General features: G+C 60.5%; 30 protein-coding genes, 1 tRNA gene and 1 pseudogene. 18 read left to right on the top strand and 14 right to left on the bottom strand.

What is annotated here, in order from left to right:
- The first annotated feature begins 201 nt into the window (after positions 1-201).
- Positions 202-1,176 (top strand): hypothetical protein, encoded by a 975-nt coding sequence (locus tag BLV25_RS13215; protein ID WP_092734098.1) that lies wholly within the window; start codon positions 202-204, stop codon positions 1,174-1,176.
- Between the two features lie 49 nt (positions 1,177-1,225).
- Positions 1,226-1,603 (top strand): truncated hemoglobin, encoded by a 378-nt coding sequence (locus tag BLV25_RS13210; protein ID WP_092734095.1) that lies wholly within the window; start codon positions 1,226-1,228, stop codon positions 1,601-1,603.
- Between the two features lie 62 nt (positions 1,604-1,665).
- On the opposite strand, the gene BLV25_RS13205 is transcribed toward BLV25_RS13210, so the two are convergent.
- Complete coding sequence (locus tag BLV25_RS13205; RefSeq protein WP_092734092.1) at positions 1,666-2,124, bottom strand: pyridoxamine 5'-phosphate oxidase family protein; 459 nt, start codon at positions 2,122-2,124, stop codon at positions 1,666-1,668.
- Positions 2,125-2,242: 118 nt separating this feature from the next.
- Here BLV25_RS13205 and BLV25_RS16880 point away from each other — a divergent pair, with 118 nt between their 5' ends.
- The 6 genes and pseudogenes from BLV25_RS16880 to BLV25_RS13185 form a co-directional block, all read left to right on the top strand.
- Complete coding sequence (locus tag BLV25_RS16880; RefSeq protein ID WP_143114451.1) at positions 2,243-3,238, top strand: DNA-binding transcriptional response regulator; 996 nt, start codon at positions 2,243-2,245, stop codon at positions 3,236-3,238.
- Between the two features lies 1 nt (position 3,239).
- A complete protein-coding gene (locus BLV25_RS13200) occupies positions 3,240-3,614 on the top strand; it encodes a response regulator (RefSeq protein ID WP_176819498.1) in 375 nt (124 codons plus the stop codon).
- The gene (locus tag BLV25_RS13195; RefSeq protein ID WP_092734086.1) at positions 3,611-4,735 is read left to right on the top strand and encodes a HEAT repeat domain-containing protein; all 1,125 of its coding nucleotides are present in this window, start codon (positions 3,611-3,613) and stop codon (positions 4,733-4,735) included. The genes BLV25_RS13200 and BLV25_RS13195 overlap by 4 nt, the downstream gene beginning before the upstream one ends.
- Before the next feature lie 14 nt (positions 4,736-4,749).
- Positions 4,750-6,162, top strand: coding sequence for a glycosyltransferase family 2 protein (locus tag BLV25_RS13190; RefSeq protein ID WP_092734122.1), 1,413 nt, complete (start codon positions 4,750-4,752; stop codon positions 6,160-6,162).
- Positions 6,163-6,266: 104 nt separating this feature from the next.
- On the top strand, positions 6,267-6,494 hold the full coding sequence (locus BLV25_RS16875) for a hypothetical protein (protein ID WP_143114450.1): 228 nt from the start codon (positions 6,267-6,269) through the stop codon (positions 6,492-6,494).
- Positions 6,495-6,937: 443 nt separating this feature from the next.
- Positions 6,938-7,092 (top strand): annotated as a pseudogene (locus tag BLV25_RS13185) (transposase); the annotation flags it as partial.
- Positions 7,093-7,238: 146 nt separating this feature from the next.
- Here BLV25_RS13185 and BLV25_RS13180 read toward each other — a convergent pair.
- Complete coding sequence (locus tag BLV25_RS13180; RefSeq protein WP_092734083.1) at positions 7,239-7,865, bottom strand: hypothetical protein; 627 nt, start codon at positions 7,863-7,865, stop codon at positions 7,239-7,241.
- A 232-nt stretch (positions 7,866-8,097) separates the two neighbouring features.
- Here BLV25_RS13180 and BLV25_RS16870 point away from each other — a divergent pair, with 232 nt between their 5' ends.
- From BLV25_RS16870 to BLV25_RS13160, 5 genes are all read left to right on the top strand, one after another.
- Positions 8,098-8,295 (top strand): hypothetical protein, encoded by a 198-nt coding sequence (locus tag BLV25_RS16870; protein WP_143114449.1) that lies wholly within the window; start codon positions 8,098-8,100, stop codon positions 8,293-8,295.
- A complete protein-coding gene (locus BLV25_RS13175) occupies positions 8,288-9,499 on the top strand; it encodes a hypothetical protein (RefSeq protein WP_092734080.1) in 1,212 nt (403 codons plus the stop codon). The genes BLV25_RS16870 and BLV25_RS13175 overlap by 8 nt, the downstream gene beginning before the upstream one ends.
- 422 nt (positions 9,500-9,921) lie before the next feature.
- Positions 9,922-11,565: a 3'-5' exonuclease gene (locus tag BLV25_RS13170; protein WP_343123928.1), complete on the top strand. Its 1,644-nt coding sequence runs from the start codon at positions 9,922-9,924 to the stop codon at positions 11,563-11,565.
- The gene (locus BLV25_RS13165; RefSeq protein WP_143114448.1) at positions 11,562-13,661 is read left to right on the top strand and encodes a hypothetical protein; all 2,100 of its coding nucleotides are present in this window, start codon (positions 11,562-11,564) and stop codon (positions 13,659-13,661) included. The genes BLV25_RS13170 and BLV25_RS13165 overlap by 4 nt, the downstream gene beginning before the upstream one ends.
- Positions 13,658-14,029, top strand: coding sequence for a hypothetical protein (locus BLV25_RS13160; RefSeq protein WP_143114447.1), 372 nt, complete (start codon positions 13,658-13,660; stop codon positions 14,027-14,029). Before BLV25_RS13165 ends, BLV25_RS13160 begins: the two co-directional genes overlap by 4 nt.
- Before the next feature lie 250 nt (positions 14,030-14,279).
- Here BLV25_RS13160 and BLV25_RS13155 read toward each other — a convergent pair.
- The 5 genes from BLV25_RS13155 to BLV25_RS13135 all read right to left on the bottom strand — a co-directional run bounded on the left by BLV25_RS13155 (position 14,280) and on the right by BLV25_RS13135 (position 17,173).
- Positions 14,280-14,352: transfer RNA gene (locus BLV25_RS13155), tRNA-Pro, on the bottom strand.
- A gap of 114 nt (positions 14,353-14,466) precedes the next feature.
- Positions 14,467-14,922, bottom strand: a complete 456-nt coding sequence (locus tag BLV25_RS13150) for a CHY zinc finger protein (protein WP_092734067.1) — start codon at positions 14,920-14,922, stop codon at positions 14,467-14,469.
- On the bottom strand, positions 14,909-15,502 hold the full coding sequence (trmY, locus tag BLV25_RS13145; protein WP_021074643.1) for a tRNA (pseudouridine(54)-N(1))-methyltransferase TrmY: 594 nt from the start codon (positions 15,500-15,502) through the stop codon (positions 14,909-14,911). The genes BLV25_RS13150 and trmY overlap by 14 nt, the downstream gene beginning before the upstream one ends.
- A 5-nt stretch (positions 15,503-15,507) precedes the next feature.
- A complete protein-coding gene (pyrF, locus tag BLV25_RS13140; protein WP_092734064.1) occupies positions 15,508-16,410 on the bottom strand; it encodes an orotidine-5'-phosphate decarboxylase in 903 nt (300 codons plus the stop codon).
- A gap of 151 nt (positions 16,411-16,561) precedes the next feature.
- A complete protein-coding gene (locus BLV25_RS13135; protein WP_092734061.1) occupies positions 16,562-17,173 on the bottom strand; it encodes a VOC family protein in 612 nt (203 codons plus the stop codon).
- Positions 17,174-17,339: 166 nt separating this feature from the next.
- Here BLV25_RS13135 and BLV25_RS13130 point away from each other — a divergent pair, with 166 nt between their 5' ends.
- Positions 17,340-17,645, top strand: a complete 306-nt coding sequence (locus BLV25_RS13130) for a ferredoxin (RefSeq protein WP_092734058.1) — start codon at positions 17,340-17,342, stop codon at positions 17,643-17,645.
- Between the two features lie 35 nt (positions 17,646-17,680).
- Here the strand turns inward: BLV25_RS13130 and hemB are convergent, their stop codons facing one another.
- The 3 genes from hemB to BLV25_RS13120 all read right to left on the bottom strand — a co-directional run bounded on the left by hemB (position 17,681) and on the right by BLV25_RS13120 (position 19,896).
- On the bottom strand, positions 17,681-18,661 hold the full coding sequence (hemB, locus tag BLV25_RS13125) for a porphobilinogen synthase (RefSeq protein WP_021074647.1): 981 nt from the start codon (positions 18,659-18,661) through the stop codon (positions 17,681-17,683).
- A 101-nt stretch (positions 18,662-18,762) separates the two neighbouring features.
- Positions 18,763-18,927 carry a DUF6757 family protein gene (locus tag BLV25_RS17500; protein ID WP_021074648.1) on the bottom strand — a complete coding sequence of 55 codons (165 nt, stop codon included), beginning with the start codon at positions 18,925-18,927 and terminating at the stop codon, positions 18,763-18,765.
- Positions 18,928-19,053: 126 nt separating this feature from the next.
- The gene (locus BLV25_RS13120; RefSeq protein WP_021074649.1) at positions 19,054-19,896 is read right to left on the bottom strand and encodes a PHP domain-containing protein; all 843 of its coding nucleotides are present in this window, start codon (positions 19,894-19,896) and stop codon (positions 19,054-19,056) included.
- Between the two features lie 144 nt (positions 19,897-20,040).
- Between BLV25_RS13120 and BLV25_RS13115 the strand changes: the two genes are divergently transcribed.
- On the top strand, positions 20,041-20,325 hold the full coding sequence (locus tag BLV25_RS13115) for a DUF5789 family protein (RefSeq protein WP_021074650.1): 285 nt from the start codon (positions 20,041-20,043) through the stop codon (positions 20,323-20,325).
- 129 nt (positions 20,326-20,454) lie between these two features.
- On the opposite strand, the gene BLV25_RS13110 is transcribed toward BLV25_RS13115, so the two are convergent.
- The gene (locus BLV25_RS13110; protein WP_092734055.1) at positions 20,455-21,504 is read right to left on the bottom strand and encodes a DUF5784 family protein; all 1,050 of its coding nucleotides are present in this window, start codon (positions 21,502-21,504) and stop codon (positions 20,455-20,457) included.
- Positions 21,505-21,749: 245 nt separating this feature from the next.
- Here BLV25_RS13110 and BLV25_RS17495 point away from each other — a divergent pair, with 245 nt between their 5' ends.
- Positions 21,750-21,923 (top strand): DUF5786 family protein, encoded by a 174-nt coding sequence (locus tag BLV25_RS17495; protein WP_394327127.1) that lies wholly within the window; start codon positions 21,750-21,752, stop codon positions 21,921-21,923.
- 199 nt (positions 21,924-22,122) lie between these two features.
- Here the strand turns inward: BLV25_RS17495 and BLV25_RS13105 are convergent, their stop codons facing one another.
- Entirely contained in the window at positions 22,123-23,493 is a 1,371-nt protein-coding gene (locus BLV25_RS13105) for a helix-turn-helix transcriptional regulator (RefSeq protein WP_092734052.1), read from the bottom strand.
- Positions 23,494-23,625: 132 nt separating this feature from the next.
- On the opposite strand from BLV25_RS13105, the gene BLV25_RS13100 reads away from it, so the two are divergent.
- Positions 23,626-23,829, top strand: a complete 204-nt coding sequence (locus BLV25_RS13100; RefSeq protein ID WP_021074655.1) for a DUF7554 family protein — start codon at positions 23,626-23,628, stop codon at positions 23,827-23,829.
- A gap of 16 nt (positions 23,830-23,845) precedes the next feature.
- Positions 23,846-24,424 (top strand): 2'-5' RNA ligase family protein, encoded by a 579-nt coding sequence (locus BLV25_RS13095; protein ID WP_021074656.1) that lies wholly within the window; start codon positions 23,846-23,848, stop codon positions 24,422-24,424.
- Positions 24,425-24,529: 105 nt separating this feature from the next.
- Here BLV25_RS13095 and BLV25_RS13090 read toward each other — a convergent pair whose 3' ends face one another.
- Together BLV25_RS13090 and BLV25_RS13085 are read right to left on the bottom strand one after the other, a co-directional pair.
- Entirely contained in the window at positions 24,530-25,336 is an 807-nt protein-coding gene (locus BLV25_RS13090) for an OapC/ArvC family zinc-ribbon domain-containing protein (protein ID WP_092734049.1), read from the bottom strand.
- Positions 25,337-25,660: a DUF2073 domain-containing protein gene (locus BLV25_RS13085; RefSeq protein ID WP_394327130.1), complete on the bottom strand. Its 324-nt coding sequence runs from the start codon at positions 25,658-25,660 to the stop codon at positions 25,337-25,339.
- Positions 25,661-25,675 lie beyond the last annotated feature (15 nt).

Raw genomic sequence — 25,675 nt, 5'->3', positions numbered from 1 at the left:
CCAATTCCGGATGCAGCTCCCGTTACGACTGCTGTCTTCCCATCAAAATTGTACTGTACCATAGCAGTATAAATATACTCGGCTGACACCTTTCCCATCACGGTTAGTAGATGCTTTTGCCGCAAACGAGCGAGATTCGCCAAGAACCGCACACGCACATTCCTTTAATATGGTATAACCAACGTACTACATATTACTCCGATGGTGTTAACAGATGTAGATAATGTTGCGACGCTTCCGGCGTTTGCAGCACTGGATGTCCAAGCAGTGCTTGCGGATGAGCGGCGTGGTGCCAGTATACAGCTTGATGAAACCTACTTCCGAGGACAGAAGTTGGCGATGGACGCAGTTGAGACTGCGACAACGCTGACTGAACGCCGGAACATCGCCGTTCAATCGCACCAATTACACGATCAAATTCAACTCGACTTCGACTCACTCACGCACGAAAACCTCAGATCAGCATCAACGAAGTATAGAGAGTTGCTGCAACGGCTTCCAGAAGTGCAGTATCTCAAACAACAGTTTCCCGGCACGTGCTTTGTACTCCCGGAGTGGCTACGAACGCCCGAACGGGTGAACTATGGAGCACGCATCTATTTTTTCCGTGAGGACGATTCGCCAGAACCGGTTGATGTCCTTGACTGGAATATCGACGCGGTCATCGCCGATGATCGCGCCGCATTCGAACGGTATCAGGGAGCGCTTCACGGGTATCCGGAGTGCTGCATCGAGTTTTTCTCGGAGTATGAGCGAGGAGCGAACGCTGGTCCGGAGTTGGAAGCGGTTGAACCGATCGTCGAGTACATTGATACAGAGGCGCTGCCGACGGATGAGACTCCGCCACCCTCGATCGACTCCATCATCGATGGGATATTTGAAACACCACACGTGTACGCATTCTTTGCACGCGAGTTTTTCCCGGAACCGGGCTGTGAGCAGGCTCGACGCCGCGGAACAGCTATTTACGATTCACTCTGCGACAGCTATCCGGAACCTATCGTCAAGGATTACTTCCGGATCAACACGGGGTGGAGCTACCTGATGGCAAAAGCAACTACGCCCGAAGCGAAGAGCGCGACACGACCTACCCCGGGATCGATCGGTCGGGAACATCTCTTGTTTTTCCTTCCATTGGCAGTAACGATGCAACAATATCGGAGTATTGAACGATGACACACCCGGATTTCCAAATTATTTTATCAATGAGCTAAGAGATGGAAGTATGACGGAATCAACGTTGTACGACCGACTTGGTGGGTACGACGGTATCCGTGCTGTCGTTGATGTGTTCTATGAGAAATTACAGGATGACGAAGAGTTAGGTCCCTTCTTTGAGGATGCAGATCTGGAAAAACTTCGAGAGACACAGACAGATTTCTTGTGTGAAGCTGCCGGGGGGCCAGAAACATATGATGCAGAACCAGTTCGTGAGGCACATCTCCATGTACCATTTTCACCATCTCACATCCAACGAGCAATTGAGCTCTTGTACGAGACTCTCGATGAGTTTGATGTTTCTGATGGGGACGCTGACAAAATTGTCGAAGCGATAGCTGCATATGAAGACGAGCTGCTTGCATCGCCAAGTAACGACGAGTGATTTTCGGGTTACTAAGCAGTTCGACCGGTCGCTCCAGAAGATTCTATAGCCTGCTATGGCAATCAGCTTTGCCCGTATACGGCGAGCGGTGAATATTCTCGACCACTGAGCTCTTCAGTCGTCAAACCGATGTATTGCAAGTCGATCTCTTCGGGAGAGATGTTTAACACATCAAATTCGGGCGCGAATACGGCATTATCAGCCAAATTGAAGAACGCTTCACCCTCTTCATCTTCGGGAATCTCATATAGTTCTCCTGTGACGATCACACTTCTCCATCGTTCCGGGGGGCCCTCTTTGTGCTCATACACCGTTAGACAAGCACTCGGATTCGACTCGAAGGCCGCCATCTTCCGGCTTTCAGAGCCCCCCTCTCGCTGCATCATAAAACTAATCATCCCATCACCATAGCCGAACGACATCGGGATTCCGTAGGGATTCGTCTCCTCAACCAAAGAGAGCACCCCGAGTCCGTTATCGACAAGTACCTTCTCGATTTCTTCTTCCTCAAGTGGTTTCATACAACTACCAGCGCTAGAAAACGCCTAAAACTTGACGCCCACCGGTTAGGAAAGACCGGTCGTTATGCCAGAACCACCGTGAACTAAACTTAAGAGTGAACCGTGAATAGTCGTTGGTATGGGCAAGGATCCCGATAGTGAGAAAAATACGACGACAGTATACCCGTTTCGTCGTCATCTCACTATTATTCAAGCTCAAACGGAGCTTCTTCTCGAAGACACAGAAGAGCTATCGTCGGATCGGCAAGATGCACTGAGACGGATCCAACGAGTTAGCGCCGAGCTGAACGGGCTCGTGGAACTGACTCAGACAGCAACCGGAGCGGAGCATACGCAAGCAGTACCGACTGTATCTGCTCCTGAAACTGTCCATCGAATCCTCGTGTGTAGTACGAATTCGTATCTTTCTGAATTGTTAGCAGACGATCCAAGTTATTGCAATGGGATCGAGGTGGTCCATACAGAGAGCGCTGATGACGCGGTAGATGCGTTACGCAGTCAATCCTTTGAATACGTGCTCGTGGACGCTATGTGGCCCGAAACTACCGGGATTGATCTCGTTGGTAACCTATCGAACACGGAGAAGGAAATACCCCCCTATGTCTTGGTTTCGCTATATTCGGATGCAACGACACCGATCGCGCTTGCTCTCTCCGGGGTGATTTCTCCGACCATCTCGTCTGACCAGTTCGATCAAGCAGTACAACCCTTCGTTGAAACGCCGGCGACCATTGCCGGGTTCTTCACGGAACATCCCGGCGACGTGATTGCCGAACGCATTAATACTGACTCCGAGATGATCATCGGTGACGCCCGGGAAGTCGAGACCAAACTGACAGAGAACGAGGTGGAAGCTGACGTTATCTGTCTTGATCCCGACGTGTACCGCCGGTTATCAGCAAGCGACATCGGACGGCTTCGTATGGTTTCTCCCGGAACTGGTCGGCCACTGTTAGCCGTTGCGCCGACCGATGTCGATCCGTATGATCGATCGTGGATCCCGACCCTGGGGAGCCGTCGATTTCTACACCGACCACCTGATCTTACTGATCTCATCACTCAACTTCTCGCACAACATCCAATTCCACCGACAACGTCTTTCGACTGTCTATAGTATGAGTGATATTTCTTCAGTTCTTATCATCGAAGATGACAACGATTTGCAGCAGCTGCTTCAATTTAATTTCGAAAGTAAGGGTTTCGACGTGGTCACTCGTGATGATGGTGCTGAAGCATTAGCGTATCTGAAAGATACAGACACGCTTCCGGATGTCATCATACTCGATCTGCTTATGCCTGATGTCGACGGACTAGAATTTCTCCGACAGCGGGCAGATTCCGAACGGTTAGGGGCAATTCCAACGGTTATATTGAGCGGAGTTGATGACGAAGATACGCTTGCGGAAGCATACGAACTCGGCGTGGACGACTATGTGACGAAACCATTCAGTCCAAACGCACTCATCACGCGGGTGACTCACTTGGGATGAACATATCAACGACAGTATTTGTCGGTATCATAGCTAGCGGACTGTTCATTGTCTTCATTGTATTATCGTTGCTGGCTATCGGCTTTTCCGTGTGGAAGCGACGGGAAGACACGATCAAAGCCCGAAGCCGTGACACAGTCCGACAAAAGCTATTCGAACAGCAAGAGCGCGCTAATCCTGAGTGGACACAATGGGTCGATTCGCTGTCAGCTACTGAGCGGGAGAACCTCATCGCTGTCCTTGATCGGTATCTCCGCGTTGTCGAAGGTGAGCAACGTGAGACGTTTTTAGATGTTGCAGCGGCCCTTGGTCTCGGAGAGCGATCCGACGCCGCACTCGAACAATCCGCTGTTGTGCCTCGCCTTCGGGCGCTAGCCACATTGGCGATGCTTGACTATCCGATCTCCGTTGACCGTCTGTTTGAAACATGCTCTGACACGCAACGAACGAGAGAGGCAGCCGGTCGGCTCCTCTATGAACGCCGAGATGAGTACGAGAACGCCGCTAGATTAGGATCGGAACTCATTCTTTGGGATGGAAACCACCCGATGACGATCTACGGACTTGAGACACTTGCCGAACTCAATACCGGGACGGAGACCCCGCTACTCTACCAAGCGATGGATTCGATCTCAGTATGGAAGGAATCTGTTGTCATTCAAGTATGTTTTGTGCTCGAACATACAGAACAAATTGATCCGGACGCACCCATTGGCTGGTTATTCCCCCTGCTTGAGCACGAGTCATCAACGGTTCGAACCGCGGCGGTCCGGGCATTCAAACAGCAGGGCTGGCGAGATACCGTGCGAAATCGACTCGATCTCCGCTCACTTATCACTGACAACGCACCGAACGTCCGCCAGGCAACGTATGAAGTACTCACGTACTGGGGAGACGAACAAGCCCGAGAATACCTCGAATGGGCGACAATCACCGAAGCCGACGAACGGTGCCAATTAGTTGCTATCAGGGGATTACTTGCATTAGAAACGCCACGAGAGGGGTTCAGCGATCAGATTGGCCTACGAAAAGCGTGGCATTGGGTTGAAGCCGAGATCGCGGTTAGTGACCGGCAACGTATACGCACATCTCCCGACACGAACTTGGAGCAACTCCCGTGATATTCGAGCCATACGTGTCGACCGTCCTGTTCGGCCTCAGCAGTCTTGCTCTCGCATACTTTCTCGTGATCAACGGTACCTACCTCACGCTGACTGTCTTCGCAATCACCCATATCCGGCAGCGGACGGAACAAGAATCATACGAGCCTGCGGGAATACTGCAATCCAATCAGTTCCTTCCCGGGATTGCGATTGTTGTGCCGGCGTATAACGAGGAGAAAGTCATCGTCGATAGTGTCACGTCCCTTTTGTCACTGGAATATCCGTTTCACGAGGTAATCGTCGTAAACGATGGCTCGACTGATGAGACGGTCGAACGACTCGTTTCGGAGTTCGAGTTGGAGCGCATCGATGCGGAATTCCCTGTTGAGTTACCCTGCGAACCAGTCGACCAGATCTACCGCGCGTCGGATACAGACCTCGTCGTGATTGATAAAGCAAACGGCGGGAAAGCGGATGCACTAAACGCGGGGCTGTTCTTCACGGAGAAGCCGCTTTTCTGTGCGATCGATGCCGATTCGCTTATCGAACGCGGCGCTCTCAAAGCGATCGTTGAACCATTTTTGACCAAGCCAACCACCACTGTCGCAACAGGGGGAACCGTTCGAATTGCAAACAAAGTCTCGTTTGAAAAGGGTGTTCCAGACGATGTCGCACTCTCGAAGAACCGGCTTGTACGGTTTCAGGCCGTCGAGTATCTCCGGGCGTTCTTTTTGGGCCGAACCGGACTCAGCCGTATTCGCAGCTTGATAATCATTTCCGGAGCGTTCGGACTGTTTGATGCGGAAACATTACGCGAGATCGGTGGCTACGATACCGACAGTATCACCGAAGATATGGAGCTTGTCGTTCGTCTCCACCGGCATCTTATTGAGACCGATCAAGAGTACGAGGTAACATTTCTTCCGCATCCTGTCGTCTGGACGGAAGTTCCCGAATCGTTATCCGTTCTGAGTCGGCAGCGACGGCGATGGTTTCGTGGCTTGCTCGATACACTTCTCAAACACCGGAGTGCGATCGGTCGGCCGTCATACGGTCTCGTCGGGCTGGTTGCGCTGCCGCTATTTTTATTCGTTGAGGGAATTGGTCGGTTAGTTGAAGGACTCGGATACATCTCGGTCCCGGTCCTCTTTATCATTGGGATTCTGGATGTGTGGTTTTTTATTGCGTTTCTGTTTGTTTCGATCGGGCTCGGCGCGATTTTGAGTACGGTCGCTATACTTGGTGAAGTGCTCACGTATCGCCGATACGATGATCCCAAGGATGTAACCGTATTGTTGGGATATGCGCTCTTCGAAAGTTTCAGCTATAGACCGTGGCGTGCGTTCGTGTCGTGGCAGGCGACGTTCGAGTTTCTTCTCGGAGACAAGTCGTGGGGGAAGATGACCCGGTCAGGATTCGAAGACACAACAGATTCTCCAGAATAGTCCGCTGAAGCGTTATTCGAAGTGTGTCCCCGGTTCAGTGCAGAGGGATATTTCCATCTCCGTACGGACACGCCTGCTTTTCAGTGTGTCTGCAAAGTGCGTCGTTGAAGCAGGAAGCCTCGGGGCTTGACCCCGAGGCAATTCACCGGAACAAATACCTCTACGTTGCCGTGTTAACGGTTGGTGTTGGGGTACTGGAACTACGATCATCAACGGCTAACGGCGAGTGGTACTGGCTCGTGTTCGTGATCGCCGTTGTTGCTATCGCGTTCCGGATGATTCGCGGTGCCCGGTGTTTTGAATCGACTTCCGGACAGAACAATTTAAACTGATTTTGTTGAGTTCCTTTTATTCAGGAGATCCCTTTCTGAAACAACTAGTCGCTTAAGATTGCGAATACCTATATTGGTTCTGTTGCAATCCTATTCTTCAGATATGTCTTCACACGAAACAGCTGCTCGCTGAAGCTTGTGTATTGAGCGATCGAGCGTAGAAAGCTATCAGCTACTGAGGATTTCAACAGAGCCCATCAACCCATATTGCCGAACTACGCTGTACGAATAACCAACTCGAATCTATGCGAAGCACCCTAGTCCGTCGCCCACGAATCCGATTCATCCAACTCTGTTTTCAATGGATCCGTAGGCTCGAACTCGGCACGAGCCTGGTTATAAGCATCCTCTGCCTTCTTAATCGGTGTTCGATACTCGATGTATTTCGGTTTGATATGCTCTGGAACCTGCGTAGGCATCCCAGTCGGATAGCGCAGCCGGAAATCGATGGGCCTCGCTACCACCAACGAGCGATGTGTGAAACCGTCTTCTCAACGGTCAAGCGCACGCACGGTGTCGCCGAGCGTGCGCGAACCTGGTAGGTGAATTTCGAGAATTCGTCCTGAGGTGTGCGGTTCACAACATCAGCAGGCTCTGAACCAGTAAAATCAAGCTACATCTAGCGATTCACTACGGCCAATTAGAATTATACGGGCTTTCTTTGGGGTGGTGTAAAGAGAGGGAGAGGGGGTCCCTCTCCCCATAGATATAATCCCCCATAGAAAGCCTGTATAAGATATAAAGCTAGTCGCGGCGCGGCGTAAGACCCAGCCAGTCTCGGTTGATGTTTTCGGGTGTAATATGATGTTGTATACCAATATCATCAAGGGCCATACGGCTTTTTTGCGTAAAATCGTATATTTCGCCTTCTGAGGTTTCTGTGCGGATCAAAAGATCGAAGAACCATAATTCATAGAGGATCCCGTGAACAGCATAGATGTTGTCTTGTGGCAGGAGTTCAGCTGCGTAGTGGGTTTTGATCTGAGATTCCTCTTCGAGTTCGTGGAGTGCCTGCCAGGCATCGGTTGATGTGATGATGATGTCAGTGGGTGTGATGTCACGATCTGTTTCGTTGTTGAGTTCGGTAGCAATTTCTGTTGCGCGGTCAACAAGTGCGCCAAACAGCTCGTCGTGCCGTTTCTCGTATTTTTTTCGTTTTTCGACGACCAGATCTCCTTTCTGGGTGGTTGTCCACATACCGCTGTTGTCTGCCGGTCCTGGTTGCGATATAAGTCCGTTCTCGCTGTGTTGGCTGAGTTTTTTACTGACGTAGTTCGGTGTGATGTCAAGCTTTTCAGCGAGATTCGGTCTGGTTTCCCGTTTTTCGTGACAGGCGATGAGAAGTTCCCAGTCAGTTTCGGAGAGGTGCATTGTATGACTGGATACTTTGCCTCATATGTATTGAATGTGTGGGATACCTATATCGAGGTTATATTGAATTTATAGTTGTAGTATTAGTTCAAGGTTTTAAGTGGGTTCAGTTTGTACGTGTAGTCACCCACGGATGGTAGTTGTCGCGTAGAAGTCACGTGCCCAGTCGCAGGGGGGAAGCCTGCGACCGGTCCGCCGCGGCACATCAACCGTGTACAAAGGTGATCAACCTATGCAACTGCAATCAGACATACACTCTGAAGACGCAAAAAAGCACTGTGAAACACCCGGACGGGGAGATACAGCACAGATCAACGGGAATCTCGAGTACCTCATCGCGCGGATCAACAGGGTTCAACGAGCGAACACGGCGAAAATCAGCGGGGACGCGCGCGATCTGGTAGGTGAAGAGGTGGTGCGGGATGCCTAGTGAAAGCGACGGTGAAGACCGCGTTGAGCAATACTCAGACGCAGCAGACGATCATAGCGACGCGAGAGACGCTGCGAACGCTGTGTTTGAACTCTTTCTCACCCGTGCGAAGGGAGCAGGCGTGATCGCCAGAAGGCGAGAAGAAAGCGCAGCTGGCGATGTACTCGCATCGATCGCTAAAGAGTATGGCGACGCTGCGGCAGTGCTCGACGTTGGTGACGAGTGGCTCGCTGACTGTGCGAAGATGACAGGGACAGCCAAGGATACGCTCCGCGAACCGCTACTCAGTTCAGTTGAAGATCTTCGTGAAGAAGCAAAAGACGACGAACTGGACAAACTAGACGATGAACTGTCTGACGAGTACGGGGACTCAGTGGAATGGTCGCTTGACAACGGATACGCGCTCGACGAGTACTTGGAGACGATAGATAAGGTGATCAAGTCGGATAACAAGTCCGTTGTGACCGACCCGGACTACATCTTCAAATTCGAGGACGGGACGCAGGTGGAGCTTGCTGATGGGAATCACCTAATCCGGACCGTATTGTACCGGGCGGTCGAGTCCGCGGCTGATGAGCACATCCGCGACGAGATTGCATCATACGAAGCTGCGAAGGAGATCGATGTTGACGACCCGAAAAAATTCGAGCGGGAATATAGCTGGCGGAGTAACGGGCCTGCTACCCGCCCCTGGGGCCTGGACGGTGTGTTGGATGAGTACAAGAAAGACGCGTGGAACGAGTGTATTACTGACTTGGTCCAGTCACACCTAGTGAAAAGTATTGACGCGCCGGGACCGCGATGGTCAGCGTGGGAGCGTGTCCAGAAGAATATCGAGCAGAATCCGGCGGCAACGGACAAGCAATCCGTCGCTACAGTCGGAAAAGGTTCGTACTATGATGACGGGTTGAATGAACTCTGGGTTCCGAACGCGATTGTATTAGATGCGTGCGAAGAGTTCGGGATTGAACCGAACAAGTTGGTACATGAATTACATGAACGCGGTGTTGTGAGTGATGAGTTGTCGGGTCGTTGCGCATCAGCGCCGGATCGATCGGTGCGGCCGCAAACGCGGTTCTGGCGATTCGATGCGAGTCACGAGGATGTGCCGGGGCCTGTCGAGTACGTGGACTCGATGACCGGAACGAGCGACGACGAGTTCGGTAGCAGCACTGGCCGGGAAACATACGGGGGTGAAGCCTGATGCTAGGGGAAGAACCGGAACGGCGACCGCTTTCCGACGTGTGTCCCGCGATTGAGACGGACATAGACGCCCCGCAAGTAACTGGGCTCAATATTGCTTCGGCGGACCAGTCTGTCCTGTTGTGGGGACCGCCTGGTGGCGGGAAGACGACAGAAACCGGATTTCGGACCTTGATTCGTGCTGAGAACGGTGATCTGCGGCCTAGTGAGTGTACAGTTGTGACCTACCGGACGGCGTTGTCGGACTCGTTGCGCCGGAAACTCGTCTCTTGGGGCGTATTTCCAGAAATGACGCACGCACCATCGAGCGAGGATAATCCGTATCGGTACTGGGGCACTGCCCATGCGGTGGCCTGCCGCGCGACAGGATTCTTGGAGCAGTTCGATAATGACGGTGGTAAATGGACAAGTGAACACGAAGGTATGGTTGATGACCTGGTCCGGTACGCGTGGTGTGATGAGCATAACATCTCGTTCCGTGCCCGTGAGCCCTGGCAGGATACTCGTGCGTCAACGTTCTTCGACTTGTACCAGTACAGTAAGCAGAATCTGCTTGATGTGGGATCCTACGACTTACCGAATAAGTATCTCCGCGGGACACTCGCCGATGATCCCCGTGCTTGGCGGCTCCTCGATGCGTTCCGACAGCAGTGGGGTGCTGGGATAGAGTTGTTCCACGACGTAGTGGAGCAGTGGGAAATGTGGAAGGCCCGAGAGGACTGCGCAGATTACTGGGAGCAGTTGGAAGCGGGATTACTCGGCCCGCTGCCCCCGATGAAGCACGTTGTTATTGATGAATTACACGACGCCTATCCATTGATGGCGCTGTATTTCGACCGGCTCGTTGAGCACGCAGATACGGTGATCGTCGCCGGTGATCCCGATCAAGTCTGTAACGCATTCAGCGGTGCAGACAGAGCAATCTTTCAGAAACTCCCAAAGCGTGTTGACCGCGACATCCCGACAGTAAAGCTCCCCGTGAGCTACCGGTGTCCCGACGAGCACTTCAAGGCGGCGGCACGCGTGCTGTCCAGCGAACATCAACCACCGGAATTAACTACAGACGGCCCCGGGACGATCCACCGAGACACGCCGGAGAGCACGATGCGGTACTATGAACGGGACGGATGGCGGCTCCCGCCGGCTAACGAAGATTCGTCGCCATACCAGTTGTGGCAGGAATTCGGATCAGATATGCTGATCCTCGCACGTGCTGGGTTCTTTATTGACGGGATTGGCGCACACCTGGACCGAGAGGGCGTCGTTTACGAGTCACAACCGGATAACGCGGGGAATTGGAAGGCACGACTCACACTGCTCCAGTGCCTCAACCTTTGTGAGGGATACCGTCCGACTCGGCAGACATCAATTCTTGACAACGACTACGACGGGAGCGACACGAAGAGCGTCGAAGCGGCGACGCGGACGAAGATCACGGCCGACGACGTATGGCGATTCGTCCGGCATATTGACGCGGAGTACCTGCAGGGTGGCCGTGACAATGCAAAGCAGGCGCTCGCTGAACATAGGCGAGACAAAGGCGCACTGAGTCTTGCTGAATTCCACGAAAAAATCGTAACGGATGATTTCTGGAGTGTGTACGGCCGCGGGATCGACAGTATCGATGAGTTAGTCCGGATCAACGCCCGTCAAGGCTTCACCGGGAATCGGATACGAGATATAGTCGCTATGGAGCGCGCGTGGGACCGGTACGGACCAATCACCGCTGATGACTCTGTTCGAGAGCTTGCCGACGGGACGCGTCTCTTGACGATCCATGCGGCAAAGGGCTCCGAAGCCCCGACCACGATCCTCTACGACGGCGTTACACGCCGGATCGCAAAGGATATTCGAGAACACAAGGACGCTGCTCGAAACGAAGCCCGGACGTGGTATGTCGGCTTGACGCGCGCTTCAGACACGCTATTCATCGTTCGGGATGCGCTCACACACATCTGGGATTCTTACCTGCCGCCGGATCTTGAGCCGGTCGCTACCGCTGAAGCAGCGGAGAATCGGTCCAGGGCTACGGACGGCGGCACAAACAATCGAGGTGATCATAATTGACCACAGACACCACGCCCGGCAGTAATAACACGAACGATCGTAATATCAGCACCGATACGTCCGAGAGTCTACGCGAGTGGACGGCAGCACGGAATAAGGCACAGCGTGTCTCTGCTGATGTCGTCGTGGAAGACGGCGACGGTATGGCTACGTCTGTCGCGGATCACTACGAGCAGTGCCGTGGGGTCTACGAGGAGTTAGCGACGATCGGCGATGAGTACGAGACACTCGCAGTCCCTGACAATACGACTTGGTACGTGTCAGAACAGAGTGATCCGGAAGCGGAGTACCCGTGGGAAGCCCGGCCCCTCCCGCTCCGTGAGACACTACGTGCGCTCGGCGACACGGATCGCGTGTTGTATGCCGTGACGAGTTACAAACCTTGTAACACGGTGCGTCAGACGGCTCCACACCGGTACGGGGACAACGGAATCAAATGGGCCGAATCCAATCCACTCCCCGGATACGAGAACTTGGCTGGTTTCGGACTATTCGTCGACCTGGATTTGAGTGATGATTTGAAAGCGCAGCGCGGTGAATTGGACGCCGATATTGTCTCCAGTATGGAAGCTGTGATCGAAGCGTATTGCGATGCCGTCGCCGACCTGTACGGCGGGCATAAACACGTATATGCGCTAGACAGTGTCGGCGGTGTGTACGTATTTGGCGCTCCAGCAGTCACGATTCCAATCTCCGAACATTTCGACGGCAGAGACCGAGAACTCGTAATGAAGGCGTTTCGGGAACGCTCAAACGAATACCTACAGATCAAGCAAGACGAAATCGAAGCCACGATTCCTGCAGCCACAAACATCACGGATCCGGACTACTGCCAGAACGTCAATCGGCAGTACAAGGCCCCGCTTGCACTACACAAGGACCACGACGCCGTCGTCACACCCATCGATACGCAGGATGCGACGTACGACTACACACCACTCACGGCTGTTGACGACACCTTGGTCGACAGGGCAAAAGACTGGGCAGCCGGGCTTACAAGCCTTAATTACGCCGATGAATCAGTCACGGATCGGCTTGTCCAGCAGTTGTGGCCGGACTACTACGGTGAACATAGCGACTGGCGTGCCGCCCTCAAAGCATTTGTCGATGATGAGTTGAGTGGTAGTGATGGTGACAGTGTTGACGTTCGCACAGAGGATGACGATAGTAGTAGCGATGACAGGGTTGCTGGCGTGCGACTCACACGAGATTTCGAGGACGTGAAGCGCGCTGTAGGCAATTTGGATATTGAACGCGTTGCCGAGAAAACAATCGCCTACGAGTGGACAGATAGCAAGACGGGGTTCACCGACCGATCTGGATCGGGTAAGCGTGCATTCATTCCGGTGTGGGGAACAGACGCGAACAGTGGGAACGCGAACTTCATCGATAAAAACGAAGGAACGTGGGTCGATTCGTCTGAATCGCACCAAGCCGGCCCGGTAGAGATGGCGCTGGTCGCAGAAAAAGAAGAGAATTGGTATCGGGATCGGTACAGGCACGCCCGCGGCATAGACTGGTGGTGTGGCGTCGGAATACTACGAAACAAGGGCTTTGAAATTCCCGTGTACTGCCCGGATGCGAAGACGGCTGACGGTGATAAGATGCCGCTGTGGTCGTTCATCAAGGCAGCACGGGTACTCGGTGTTATCGATGAGGATGACTTAGTAGAGCGAGAGAGCGAAGACGGCGGAACGTATACCGGGTTCTGTAACGCGGTGACGTATAACCGGGCGCTCGCGGCTGTCGAGGATGCTGGGTTTAATACTAACCGTGAACCGGCTGATGCCGACGAGGACACGGCAGCTTACGAGAGTGTACTGGGTGAGTATGCGGACGACGGGTGGGAGCCGTGGACGGAGCCAGCTCAGTGTCTCGTGGCATGCTTACGGGCCCGCGACGACGGCGCAGTGGCTGAAGGTGCGGAGCCACCACGGCTGGCGCTACACCCGATCATCAAGATCATCTCTGACGAGGATCCGAGTGAGGTAAGTGCTGGAGTAGTGGAGTTGGCGGTTGATACGTTCCAGGAGCTGGATGCTGCCGAAGCTGCCCAAGAATTCGGTGTCCCGACAAACGGGGGTGGTCGCGTGTGAGCAAACCGGTGGGAGATCTAGGGCGAAAAAGCGCTCGCTGGATGACTGCGAACGCTCACGAACTCAAAGACGTGATCCCGTTCCCAGATCACACGTGGAAATGGAGTAACACGGACTTGACGCGGTCGCAGTTCAGTTATCTTCGTCGCCAGAATTTGATCGAACAGGTTGGTGAGCAGGAGTGGCGTACGACGGAAAAATGTATCCAGGCGATCGCAGATTATGGCCGGATCCCCCGCGATGAGATCGGTACGTATGTCGATTATGACCGGTCGTGGTTTGAAACTCCTGCTGAGGGTTGTCCCCGGTTTGATGGGAACCGCGGCGAGGAGACATTCGATCACGAGCAAACAAGCCTCGATGCATAGGCCTCGTACTGCCGCCGCGCGCGTGGAGTTCATCAAGAGGAACCAGTAGTCGCGGTCGCGTGATCTGGGTCTAGAATAGGTTTTATTACAGATGCGGCGTATGGTGTTATCGGCTCTAGCAATGTGCAGGACGGCAAAGGGGCGCTTTGCGGGTGCAAGTCGAATCACCAGCGTCGCGCGCTGGTTTCGACCCCTTGACCCCGTGCTGTCTGGCGATTTTAGTCGGCTTCGAAGAAGGGGTGGAGTATAATGGGCCGGCGCGAATTCGAATCGCGGTTACGGCCACCCGAAGGCCGAAGGATACCAAGCTACCCCACCGGCCCGCATCCGGACCAACGTCGGTCGTTCCTTTAACCCTTCCGAACCGCCACAGGACGTGGCGTGGCCCCGCATGTTCATCGGTGCTCCAGCCGCGTGTGACCCCGAGGTCGGACGGCTCAAGCCTCGAAGTATCGATCGTGATGCGCCCGGCAGCCCGGGTTGAACGCGGCCCCGCAGGCGGGGCAGGCGTCGTCGGCCGCGAGATATGCGGTCGGCGCCAGCGTCTCGCCGCAGGCGCCACACAGCACCGCCGGCTCGTCGAACCGGTCGCGAGGCCAGGGGACCGCGTCGTGGGCGGTCGTCTCGGCGTGACACCGGAAACAAGGGAAGTACGCGTCACAGCACGCGAACCGGAAGGCCACGACGTCGACGTCGCTCCGGTAGTGGGCACACCGCGTCTCGGGGTCGACGTCGACGCCACGGACGGGGACGTCGAAGCGATCCTCGCCGGCGCCGGCGTTGGCGTCGACGTCGGCGTCGGTTCCGGAGTCGGTCGCGGCAGCGGCGTCGGTCGCGGCAGCGGCGTCGGTCGCGGCAGCGGAATCGTCGGCCTCGGGGTCAGTAGGAGGCATAGCCGTCCGTATCGAGCCAGTTGTGCGCGACCGTGATCGCGTGGTCGGCGTGCAGCGTTTTCGGGCCCAGCCGAACCCGGCGCTCGGCGACGTCCGCGAGCGTCCCGCGCTCGTCCGCGGTGAAATCGCGGTGGTCGGAGAGGACGAAAACGGGGTCTGCCGGCGGGGTCTCCGCGGCAAGCGGCGTGCCGTCCTCGTGCAGCTGGACGACGGCCCCTTCGCGGGCGAGGCGGTCGACCGTCTCCGAGAAGCCCATTCGGTAGATCTCGACGCCCGGCGAGACGTCGGCGGGCTGGTGGCCGATCGCGTCCTCGCGGGCCGCGAGGGCGTCCCGGATCCGGGCGGCGACGTTCCGCTCGTCGGGGTGGAGGTGCCGCAGGCGGTCCGCGTCGAACCGGACCGTGTAGGCGTCGTCGACGACGAGATGCACCCGAACCGACTCCCGGATGCCGTGGGAGAGGAACACCGCCGCGCCCACGCACCGACACAGCAGGTCGAGCCGGCCGGTCCCCGGGAGGTCCTCGAGCGAGACGTCCGCGGCGGGGTCGAGTTCGTGGGCGACGACGACGAACTGGCGCATCGCGGTCACCGGTGGGCGTTCAGCCGGCGTTTCAGTCGCTTGGCCGCCTCGCCGGCGGCCCGGAAGTACGCCGCCTCCCCGTCGTCACGGGCGCCCGCCCCGACGACGGCGTCCTCGCCCGCGAAGATGATCCCGCGCGAGGAGTTGACGAGCCCGACGTCGACGTCGTGACCCGGACGGGCGGCGAGACCGTGCTCGACCGCGGCCTCGGCGTCGCCGCCCTGGGCCCCGACGCCGGGAACGAGGAACGGCAGGTCGGGGACCGACTCCCGGAGCGTCTCGAGTTCCTCCGGCGCCGTCGCGCCGACGACGAGGCCCACGTTGCCGTGGTCGTTCCACAGGTCCGCGAGGGCGGCGACCCGCTCGTAGACCGGCTCGCCCGAGGCGAGCTCGAGGTCCTGGAGGTCGCTCCCGCCGGGGTTCGACGTCCGACAGAGGACGAAGACGCCCTTCGCCGCCCGGTCGAGGAACGGCTGGAGGGAGTCGCGGCCCATATACGGGTTGACCGTGATCGCGTCCGCGCCCAGCCCGTCCGCGTCGTCGAGCGCGCTCGCGTACCGCCGCGTCGTGTTCCCGATGTCGGCACGTTTGGCGTCGAGCAGGACGGGGACGTCCTTCCCGTGCGCGTACGCGATGGTCTCGCGCAGCGCGCGCCAGCCGTCGGCGTCCTCGTAGAAGGCGGCGTTCGGCTTGTAACAGGCCGCGTGCTCGTGGGTCGCGTCGATGATCCGCCGGTTGAACGCCCAGCGGGGCAGGTCCGCGTCGGCCAGGAATTCCGGGATCCGGTTCGGGTCCGGATCGAGGCCGACGGAGACGACGCTGTCGACCGCCGCGATCCGGTCGGCGAGCCGGTCGAAGAAGCCGGCCGGGTCGGCCGCGGTCGCGTCCGCGTTCGAGTCGGTATCCATCGACTCCGGATCCGCACCCCCGGCGAGTAAGCGTTTCCGTCCGGCGTCGACGACCGGGAGGCGAAATGCGGGAAGCGAAATGTGGGAGGCGAGGTGTGGAAGGCGAGGTGTGGGAGGCGAGGTGTGGGAGGCGAGGTGGACGCGAACGCGACTACTCCACGCCGCCGACGCCGCTGTCGGCGTCGGGGGTCTCGTTGCGGACGACCTCCATCCCGAGCGCCTCGATGGCCTCCTCCATGTGTTCGTCGTCGACGTACTCCGCGCCGGCCTCGACGCGGGCCTGCTGGGCGCGCGCGAGCACCTCGCCGCGGCGGTCGCCGGGGATCTCGTACTTGTCGACCGCGAGCTCGATGGTGAGGCCGTTGTGGTCGCGGGTGTACAGCGAGTGGAACGCGCCGCGGTCGAACTCGTTGTAGCCGTAGCCGGCGTCGTTCAGCGCCGCCTTGATCTCCTCGAGGCGCTCGGCCTCGATCGTGAACGCGAGGTGGTGGACCTGCCCGAGCCCGGTCCGCTGCGGGTTCGGGTTCGAGGGGCGGTCGTCGGTGACGAAGAAGGTGAGGATCCGGCCGTCGCCGGTGTCGAAGAAGAGGTGGGTCACCTCCGGCTGGTCGAGGTTGGGCTGGCGCAGCACGAGGGACATCCCGAGCAGGTCACGGTAGTACTCGATCGTGTCCGCGACGTTGCTGCCGATGACGGTGATGTGGTCGGTACCGACCGTGTGAAACGGGCTGTCGGGTCGTTCCGCGGTGACGTCGGGCTCCATAGCTCCGGTAGCACCTCGAGGGTCTTGCGTCTACCGACGCGCGGAGCAGGTTGGGGCGCCCCGCAGGCAGCCATTTATAAGTCGGATCGGGTCTGCCGCGTGGGTTTATAAGCGATCGACGGTCAGCGCCGTCATCGATATGGTCCCCACCCGCGAACGACACGCTATGAAGGTCGTCTTCGATCGCGACACCTGCATCGGAATGTATCAGTGCGTCGAGGAGTGGGACCGGTTCGAGCGAAACGTGGACGCCGGGAAGGCGGACCTGGTCGGCGGCGAGCCGGTCGAGGACGGGGATGGAGCGGACGCGGAGGACGGAGCGGACGCGGAGGACGGAGCGGACGGGGACGACCGCGACGTCTACGAGCTGACCGTCCCCGAGGGCGAGGAGTTCGAGGCCGAGTTCGCGGCCCGCGTCTGTCCGGTCGACGCGATCGCTGTGTACGACGACGACGGCGAACAGGTCGTCTAAACGACGGTGCGCCGCAAGCGGGTACGGGGCGGCGCTTATAAGTGCTCGGCGACGTCCTCGGCGAAGTAGGTGACGATCAGGTCGGCGCCGGCGCGCTTGATCGACTGCAGCGACTCGATCGCGACCGATTCGAGGTCGAGCCAGCCCTTCTCGGCGGCGGCGTGCAACATCGCGTACTCGCCGGAGACGTTGTAGGCGGCGATCGGCCGGTCGAACTCCCGCCGGAGGTCGCCCACGACGTCGAGGTACGGAAGCGCGGGCTTGACCATCAGCACGTCCGCGCCCTCCTCGACGTCGAGAGCCGCCTCGCGGCGCGCCTCCCGACGGTTCGCGGGGTCCATCTGGTAGTGCCGGCGGTCGCCGAAGGCGGGCGCCCCGTCGGCCGCCTCGCGGAAGGGGCCGTAGAAGGCGGATTCGTACTTCGCGGCGTAGCTCAGGATCGGGACGTGATCGAAGCCGGCGTCGTCGAGCGCCTCCCGGATCGCGGCGACCATTCCGTCGGTCATCGAGGAGGGCGCGACCATATCGGCGCCGGCCTCGGCCTGGGCGACCGCGGTCCGTGCGAGCAGGTCGAGCGTCTCGTCGTTGCGCACGGTGAGCGTCGGGTTCTCGGCCGCGTCGGGCTCGAGCACGCCGCAGTGGCCGTGGTCGGTGTACTCGCACAGACAGACGTCGCCGATGACGTAGGCGTCGGTCTCGGCCGTGATCCGACGGGTGGCCCGCTGGATCACGCCGTCAGCGGCGTACGCGCGACTCCCGGTCGGGTCCTTCGACTCGGGGATGCCGAAGAGCATGACCGCCTCCACGCCGGTCTCGCGGATCTCCGACACGCGGTCGGCCGCCTCGGCGACCGGCACGCGCTCGTGGCCGGGCATCGAGTCGATCGGCACGCGCTCGGTGGCCGTGGCGTCGACGAACACCGGCGCGATCAGGTCGGCGGCGGACAGCGACGTCTCCCGAACGAGCGACCGAACGCCGTCGGTCCGGAGCCGGCGGGGACGGTCCGTCAATTCCATACGCCGGATTGGCCATCGGAGGCCTTGTAGGGTTCGTTCGACGCCGACGACGGGAACCGGTACCGAACCGGCGGTCGGAACCGGTACGAAAAGGGAGCGGACTAGTCGGGTCCTTCGACGTCGACGCGCTCCTTGAGGGCCTGGAGCTCGTCGGAGTCGGCCAGTTCCTGCACGCGCTCACGAAAGTGGTCCTCACAGAGCCCGACGGTGACGCCGTCCGACTCCGCTTCGAAGGCCGCCTCGCGGTCACAGTAGTGGCAGTACATACCCGATCTTCGGTGCGGAAGCGGTTAAGCGTAGCTTTCCGTGCGGTCGATTCTCACGGTTCGGGGTCGCGAACCGGTCAGTCGATCGGGGGTCGATCGGTCCTGACGGTCGATCAGCCCCGACGGTCACTCCGGGTCCGGGAGCGCCCGCCGGATCGGGTCGAACGCCGTGGCGGTGAGTCCGGTCGTTCCGAGGGCGCGGTCGTGTGCGTCGCTCCCGCCGGTGCGAAGGAGGTCCGCGTCGGCCGCGAGGCGGTCGATCCGCTCGAGATCAGCCTCGAATCCGTAGGGGTACCAGCGCTCGACCGCGTCGAGATCGCGGGCGACCTCGAGCGCGGCATCCGGGTCGTCGTAGCGGAACGGGTGGGCAACCCCGACGACCGCGCAGGCCTCCCGGAGCAGGTCGATCCCCCGACCGATCGGGGTTATGTCGCGGGGAACGTAACAGGGGCAGCCGGCGCCGATCAGCTCGGCGAAGGCGTCGTCGTAGTCGTACGGCGCCGGCGAGTCCGCGATCGCCCGCGCGATGTGAGGGCGGCCGATCCCGGGATGCGGCTCGAGGTCCAGCTCGACCCCGGTCCGGTCCTCGACGCGCTCGATGATGCGCCGGCCGCGGTCCATCCGGTCGGCCTGGAGGCGGTCCGTCTCGGCGACGAGCGCGTCGGTGCGCTCGACCGCGTAGCCGAGCAGGTCGTAGCGTCCCGTGGAGGCCTCGACGCGGAGCTCGATCCCGCGGACGATCCGGACGCCGTCGCGTTCGACCACCGGGGCGGAGAGGTCGGGATGGATCCGGTCGTGGTCGGTGACCGCGACCCACTCGAGGCCCGCCTCGTCGGCGATGGCGGGGATCGCCGCCGGCGTGAGGCTCCCGTCGGAGGCGGTCGTGTGCACGTGGAGGTCGGCGACGATCCGGCGGTCGCTTCCGCCGGCGTCATCGACGTCAACGCCGGTACCGTTGGGGGATGCCATCGGGTCGTCGAAGGGACCGACGGGGGAAGAAACGCGGGGACGGCGACCGGCCTCCCGTGTCATAAAGGACCACTAAGGAAAACCCGATCGATTTAAGATCCGAATGGACAATCATTAAGAACCTCCGGCTGATACGGGGTAGTGATGCGATTGAACGGCATCGACGAACGCCTCGAGCGGCACCAGTATCCGGCGACCACACAGGACATCATCACGGCGCACGGGAACGCGCACGTGGAGCTTGCGGACGGGTCCGAGCGCCTCGAGGACGTGCTCTCCCGGCTCGGCGAGGAGACTTTCGAGCGTCCCGAGGACGTCTACGACGCGATCCGCACCGGAGTCTGCCACCGAGGCGTCGGCCGACGCTTCTACTCCGACCGCGACCCCGACGCGATCGGGGAGACCGGTCCGACGCAGATATCCTTTTAAAAGCCGCGTAGCGGCTCGGCCTCCGTTTTGACGCGCCGGTCGACGAAGCTGATCGGGAGGAAACCCGCCGCAACCAAACCAGCCGCAGCCAAACGAACTTCGGCAAACCAGCCGCAATCAAACCAGCCGTCAGGCTGTCAGATCGATGACGTCGCCGACGTCGACCGGAACCGACCCGAGTCGATAGCCCTCGATCCCGCCGCCGGGGCGGGCGCGATAGACGACGGCGGGTCGGTGGTCGACCTCGGGGCGTTCCGCGAGCACCGCTCGCCAGTCGTCGTCGGGAAACGACGAGCAGTCGACGAACAGCGTCGCGCCGCCGCCGTGGGCCTCGAGCTGGCCGTCGGTCTTGGTCTCGACGGTGTCGCGAACGGCGGCGATCGGGGTACCCGCAACCCGGCCCGACACGGGCTGGGGGCGGGTGACCTCGACGAGGAAGGCCTCGCCGGTGTCCGGATCCGCGGCGCGGTAATCCAGCGAGTGGCCGGTGGTCACCTCGATCTCGGGGGTGACCTCGTAGCCGGCGCGGACCAGGACGTCAGCGGCGACGTACTCGGCGATGGCCGCCTGCATCCGGACGAGATCGACGTGCGGGGAGGTCCCCAGCTTGCCGGCCATCACCGAGCGATACGGATCGAGGGTGCCGCGCCGGAGAACGTCTTCGAGAAACGACAGCGCCGTCTCCCGGTCGGCGTCGGGAAAGCCGGCTGCGTGGTCGCGGAAGAACGCCCGGGTCGAGTCGGCGCCGTCCTTCGAGCAGAGGACGGGCAGAAAGAACCACGCGATGTGGGGGTACGCCTCCAGCCACGGCTCCTCGTCGGTGAGTCCGGCGAGCAGCTCCCGTTCGGTCCACCGACGAACCGGATACGGAACCTCGTCGAACCCGTACTTGTCGGTCTTCCAGAGGGCGCTCGGCGTCTCAGTGTTGCCGATCCAATAGCCGACCGGCCCCGGACTCACGCCGTCCGGCGGGTCGGCGTCGTCGTCGGTCCAGCAGAAGAGAGCGATCGAGCCGTCGTCCATCTCGAACCGTCGGGCCTCGTAGTCCGCCGGCGGCGCGAACCAGGGATCGCGAGCGGTCGCGCCGAGGTTGTCGTCGAGCGGTCGTTCGATCTCGCCTCGAACGGCCCCCTCGCTCCAGGACCGAGGAGAGCGCCGAAAGCGAAGCGGTCGTGCCACGGCCGAGATAGGTCGCAGCGACGGTAATGCGTTCCGGTGTGGGCGACGCGACGCCGTGGTCGGCGCCGGCAATGCGGTCGGCGGACGAAGGGATCGCCGACGACCAAAGAAGGGATCGCCGACGATCACGAACGAAACGTCGATCGTCGCCTCCCGGGGCGTCGCCCGCACCGGAATCCGACCCGGCTGCGAGGGGTGAACGACCGTTACATATATGTATAGATGTTTCATAGAAGGGACGTAGCATGTCAATGGGTGCCTATGACGAGGACGAGCACGAGCGTCGCGAGCAGAAGACGGGCGTCGTTGACGCGGGATTCGACGACGAGCGGAACGAATACCGGGGGTCGATCACCTACGAGTCGGGCGAGTCCACCGAGGACCTTCTGAACCAGTTCAAGGAGCTCAACGACGAGTGACCGGTCGGTCGCGTCACGCACCGCCGACGGTTTTCTGAACACGCCCGGAGGACGACCAACGGAGACACGAAACCGGGGAGCCACGGTGCTCGTCGACGGTGGCCGAGCGACGGGGACGGGAACTCGTCACCGAAGACGGTTGACGCGAGGCGGTTCGCGCAAGACGATCAGTCCGAGTCGGCGGATCCCGGCAGCGTCGTTAGCCGTTATTCGAGTCGTCGGTCGACGATTCGGAATCGGTCGTCTCGGAGTCGACCGGTCCGGACTCGTCAGTCGCCCCGGGATCGACCGCGTCAGCCTCCGGCAGCCGAAGCACGTTCTCGCGGCCGAGCCGGAAGCTGTCGAGGTCTCCCGCCTCCCGGAGCCCCGAGACGACCTGGCTCGTCCGGGCGTCGGACCAGCCGAGGGCATCGACGACGTCCTGTTGTTTCATCCGACCCCCGTTCTCCCGAAGGAGCCGGAGGACGCGCTCCTCGTTGCTCAACAGCTCCTCCGGCGGGGATTCGTTCGGGCCGGTATCCGTAGCTGAATCGGCGGTCGAACCGGCGGCCGAATCGGCGGTCGAATCGTGGTCGGAAGTCGTCTCCGTCCCGCCAGCGGTCGTCCCGTCGTCAGCCGGCATCGGCGCATCGGGCGACCCGTCGTCGGACGCCGATTCGCCATCGGCCGCGGACGCTCGATCGGCGGTGAGCGTTCCGACGAGGCGATCCCGGCGGCGGTACGCGAGGATCGCCAGGAGGACGACGACGAGGAGGATCACGAGGACCCCGGCCAGGGCGGTTCCGCCGATGCCGTAGGGTGCGGCCGGAACGAGAACGATCCGGGGCTCGTCGCCGGCGAACTCGGCGGGGCCGACCCACGTGGCCGAGGCCGGGCCGGTCTCGTCGGGCGTCGGGCGGACGGCGTCGACCTCGTAGCCGTCGGGCCAGGCGATCGTGAGGCGGTGGCCCGAATCCAGAAAGAGGCCGGCGATTGCGTCGCCGGCGACGATCCGGTCCTCGGAGACGGTCGCGAACCCGTTCCACTCGAAGGTATACCGGAGGACGCCGTACGACTCCGGGAGCTCCCGGCGGTCCGTCTCGACCGCGACGTCGTCGACCGACATCGACCGACCGGTGGCGTTCGCGGCCGCGGCGACCGTCGTCTCCATTCGCGTCGTGAACCGGCCGGCGTAGGCCGACTCGTTCGCGGCGACGTCGGCGCTGAGGTTCTCGAAGGCCGCCTCGCGCTCGTCGGTGTCCAGCCGAACGCGGTACTCGAGGCGCCACCTCGCGGCGCCGGACTCGTTGAGGTCGATCCGGATCGCTACCTTGTCGGCGTCGACCGCCTGGGCGGCGACGGACCCGGCTCCTCCGCCCCCGCCGGTACCGGTGCCGTCGGCGGACGGCGCAGCGGTCGAATCGGAGCCGTTCACGGCGATCGAATCGGAGCCGTTGGTGACGTCGGGAGCACCGTCGGGGCCGACGATCCCGGGTGCCGCGAGGAACGTCACGCCGAGGACGACGATGCCGACGACGACCGCGAGCGCGATGGCGCCGAATCGGGTCCGCACGGTCCGCGAGCGAGTCATACTGATCGATTGTGTCCCCCCGGCGTATATCGGTTTCTCACGGCGCCAGAACGTGTTTTTGAGCCAAGAGGTATGGGAAGGGTCGGATCCTCCCGTGGAGACCTTTTTGTCGCTCGGCGTCGAGTTCCCGGTATGGATCGGGAACTCGAAGCCAGAGGATCGGTCGACGTCGAGGACCTGCTGAAGGTGATCCTCGGGCTCGTGATCGTCTGGCTCGTGCTCGAGGTGCTCGGGCAGCTGGTGAACCTCACGTTCGCGGTGTTGCGGGCGCTCCCGACGATCATCGGGATCGTCATCATCGTCGTGATCGTCCTGTGGTTGACCGACAACCTCTGATCGGCCGCAAGACCCGATGTTCAGCCTCAACGTTCCGCTCCCGCCCGCCGTCGACCGACTCGCGAACGACCGCCATCCGGACCTGGTCGCGTTCGACCGGGTCCGCGAGCGACACACGCTCGTCTGCAAGCGGTTCGGCAGCGGCGACCTCGAGGACGTCGGTGGCGGTCTCGATGGCGGGGGTGGCGGTTACGGCGGGGATCCCGACCGCGGGCGACGCCGGGACCGCGCCGTCACGCGGCTTCGCGAGCGACTGCGGCCGGTGATCGCGGGCACCGATCCGCTGGACCTGTCGATCACCGGGATCGACTACTTCGAGGAGCCGGCTCGGGGGCCCGGTCCCGTGGTGTACCTGCGCGTGGAGAGCGACGACCTCGATCGGTTGCATCGTCGACTGTGTCGCGCCTTCGATCCGGTCCCCGGGATCGAGGGCGAGGCGTACGTGCCACACGTCACGCTCGCGCGCGGCGGGCCGGTCGATCGGGCGGAGGCGCTCGCGGAGTCGGAGATCGACCGGATCGAGTGGCGTGCGCGGTCGCTGACGATCTACGATCCGGACTTCCGGGAGCCCGCGGGAACGGTCTCGCTCGAGTGACGGGACCAGGCCAGTTCGCGGTCAGTCCTCGTCGGGACCCCGATCGCCGTCAGTCCTCGTCGGGACCCCGATCGCCGTCAGTCCTCGTCGGGACCCCGATCGCCGTCAGTCCTCGTCGGGACCCCAATCGCCGGGCATCTCGATGACGTAGCGGCCGTCCTCCTGTAACGAGATGATGTACTCCTGCCGGTCGTACAGCTCCATCAGATTGAGCTCGTACTGTCCCGGGCTGACGATCCTGATGCTCTCGAACTGGTCGTTGAGCTCCTCGCGAAGCGCGTCCAGCCCGGCCCGGTCGTCGTCCGTGTCCGTCCGTGTGTCGGGGTGATCAGTCGCGTCGGCGGCGTCAGGGTCGGTACCGACATCGGCGTCCTCGGCCGCCTCGGATGCGCGGGATGGCGTCGACGCGTCCTCGCGAGACGAGGGGGCGGCGGCATCGGGATTGCTCGTGACCGAGAGCTCGTCGGAGCTGACGACCTCGGATCGCGCGCTCGCCTGCGCATCGTCCTCGGCCGCGTTCGACGGGGGTGCGTCAGTCGAGGCGGCCGCGTCCGGATCGGCGGCGGACGCATCGGTGGGTGACGCATCGGTGGGTGACGCATCGGTGGGTGACGCATCGGTGGATGACGGATCGGTTGCCACCGTGACCTCGGCGTCACGGCCGGTTCCGGGCGCGGGGTCGTGGTCCGGTTCGGGGGGCGTGTCGCGGTCGGCCTCGATCGTGACGTCGCCGCTCGTGGCATCGCGGTCCGCCGGCCCGCCCGCGGATCGGCCCGTGTCCTCGGCCGACGCTTCCTCGACCGAGCCGGGTTTGAACTGGAACTTGTTGCCGCCGCAGTCGGGACAGCCCGAGAGCATTTCCTTGGATCCGTCGGGAAAGACGTGGCCGCACGCCGTGCACTGATGGGGCATCTACTTGCGGGAGACGAGCGCGCTGATGAGCGTCTCGTCCTTGTGAAGGGTCTGGAGTTGGTTGGCCGGACCGATGACGGTCAGCTTCTGTGCGGACTCCCGGCCCATCAGCCGGTCGAGGAGGGTCTGGTCGCCCGCGTCGGATTTCGGGTACGTCTCGATCTCGATGCCGCTGAACTCGTCGGGGTTGATCTCGGTCATCGTCACCTCGATGAGCTTCGACTCCTCGTCGGGGGAGAGTCCCTCCTCGAGGATGACGATGTTGCCGTCGCGGACGCCGTCGAGGATGAGCCGGATCTTCTCCATCCCAGTCAGCCCTTCCATCCGGGCGCCGCTTAT

The organism is Halopenitus persicus, from assembly GCF_900107205.1.
Classification (GTDB): domain Archaea; phylum Halobacteriota; class Halobacteria; order Halobacteriales; family Haloferacaceae; genus Halopenitus; species Halopenitus persicus.
This window is presented reverse-complemented; position numbering and strand designations above follow the sequence as displayed.

What these genes read in the sequence shown, in the direction of transcription:
- BLV25_RS13205 (WP_092734092.1), bottom strand. Translation starts at nt 2,124, where the DNA reads ATGAAACCACTTGAGGAAGAAGAAATCGAGAAGGTACTTGTCGATAAC.
- BLV25_RS13135 (WP_092734061.1), bottom strand. Translation starts at nt 17,173, where the DNA reads ATGGAGCCCGACGTCACCGCGGAACGACCCGACAGCCCGTTTCACACG.
- BLV25_RS13120 (WP_021074649.1), bottom strand. Translation starts at nt 19,896, where the DNA reads ATGGCATCCCCCAACGGTACCGGCGTTGACGTCGATGACGCCGGCGGA.
- BLV25_RS13180 (WP_092734083.1), bottom strand. Translation starts at nt 7,865, where the DNA reads ATGCACCTCTCCGAAACTGACTGGGAACTTCTCATCGCCTGTCACGAA.
- BLV25_RS13195 (WP_092734086.1), top strand. Translation starts at nt 3,611, where the DNA reads ATGAACATATCAACGACAGTATTTGTCGGTATCATAGCTAGCGGACTG.
- BLV25_RS13090 (WP_092734049.1), bottom strand. Translation starts at nt 25,336, where the DNA reads ATGCCCCATCAGTGCACGGCGTGCGGCCACGTCTTTCCCGACGGATCC.
- BLV25_RS13150 (WP_092734067.1), bottom strand. Translation starts at nt 14,922, where the DNA reads ATGCCTCCTACTGACCCCGAGGCCGACGATTCCGCTGCCGCGACCGAC.
- BLV25_RS13210 (WP_092734095.1), top strand. Translation starts at nt 1,226, where the DNA reads ATGACGGAATCAACGTTGTACGACCGACTTGGTGGGTACGACGGTATC.
- BLV25_RS13170 (WP_343123928.1), top strand. Translation starts at nt 9,922, where the DNA reads ATGGTTGATGACCTGGTCCGGTACGCGTGGTGTGATGAGCATAACATC.
- BLV25_RS13215 (WP_092734098.1), top strand. Translation starts at nt 202, where the DNA reads ATGGTGTTAACAGATGTAGATAATGTTGCGACGCTTCCGGCGTTTGCA.
- BLV25_RS13130 (WP_092734058.1), top strand. Translation starts at nt 17,340, where the DNA reads ATGAAGGTCGTCTTCGATCGCGACACCTGCATCGGAATGTATCAGTGC.
- BLV25_RS13175 (WP_092734080.1), top strand. Translation starts at nt 8,288, where the DNA reads ATGCCTAGTGAAAGCGACGGTGAAGACCGCGTTGAGCAATACTCAGAC.
- BLV25_RS17495 (WP_394327127.1), top strand. Translation starts at nt 21,750, where the DNA reads ATGTCAATGGGTGCCTATGACGAGGACGAGCACGAGCGTCGCGAGCAG.
- pyrF (WP_092734064.1), bottom strand. Translation starts at nt 16,410, where the DNA reads ATGGATACCGACTCGAACGCGGACGCGACCGCGGCCGACCCGGCCGGC.
- BLV25_RS13100 (WP_021074655.1), top strand. Translation starts at nt 23,626, where the DNA reads ATGGATCGGGAACTCGAAGCCAGAGGATCGGTCGACGTCGAGGACCTG.
- BLV25_RS13200 (WP_176819498.1), top strand. Translation starts at nt 3,240, where the DNA reads ATGAGTGATATTTCTTCAGTTCTTATCATCGAAGATGACAACGATTTG.
- BLV25_RS16870 (WP_143114449.1), top strand. Translation starts at nt 8,098, where the DNA reads ATGCAACTGCAATCAGACATACACTCTGAAGACGCAAAAAAGCACTGT.
- BLV25_RS16880 (WP_143114451.1), top strand. Translation starts at nt 2,243, where the DNA reads ATGGGCAAGGATCCCGATAGTGAGAAAAATACGACGACAGTATACCCG.
- hemB (WP_021074647.1), bottom strand. Translation starts at nt 18,661, where the DNA reads ATGGAATTGACGGACCGTCCCCGCCGGCTCCGGACCGACGGCGTTCGG.
- BLV25_RS17500 (WP_021074648.1), bottom strand. Translation starts at nt 18,927, where the DNA reads ATGTACTGCCACTACTGTGACCGCGAGGCGGCCTTCGAAGCGGAGTCG.
- BLV25_RS13085 (WP_394327130.1), bottom strand. Translation starts at nt 25,660, where the DNA reads ATGGAAGGGCTGACTGGGATGGAGAAGATCCGGCTCATCCTCGACGGC.
- BLV25_RS13095 (WP_021074656.1), top strand. Translation starts at nt 23,846, where the DNA reads ATGTTCAGCCTCAACGTTCCGCTCCCGCCCGCCGTCGACCGACTCGCG.
- BLV25_RS13115 (WP_021074650.1), top strand. Translation starts at nt 20,041, where the DNA reads ATGCGATTGAACGGCATCGACGAACGCCTCGAGCGGCACCAGTATCCG.
- trmY (WP_021074643.1), bottom strand. Translation starts at nt 15,502, where the DNA reads ATGCGCCAGTTCGTCGTCGTCGCCCACGAACTCGACCCCGCCGCGGAC.
- BLV25_RS13105 (WP_092734052.1), bottom strand. Translation starts at nt 23,493, where the DNA reads ATGACTCGCTCGCGGACCGTGCGGACCCGATTCGGCGCCATCGCGCTC.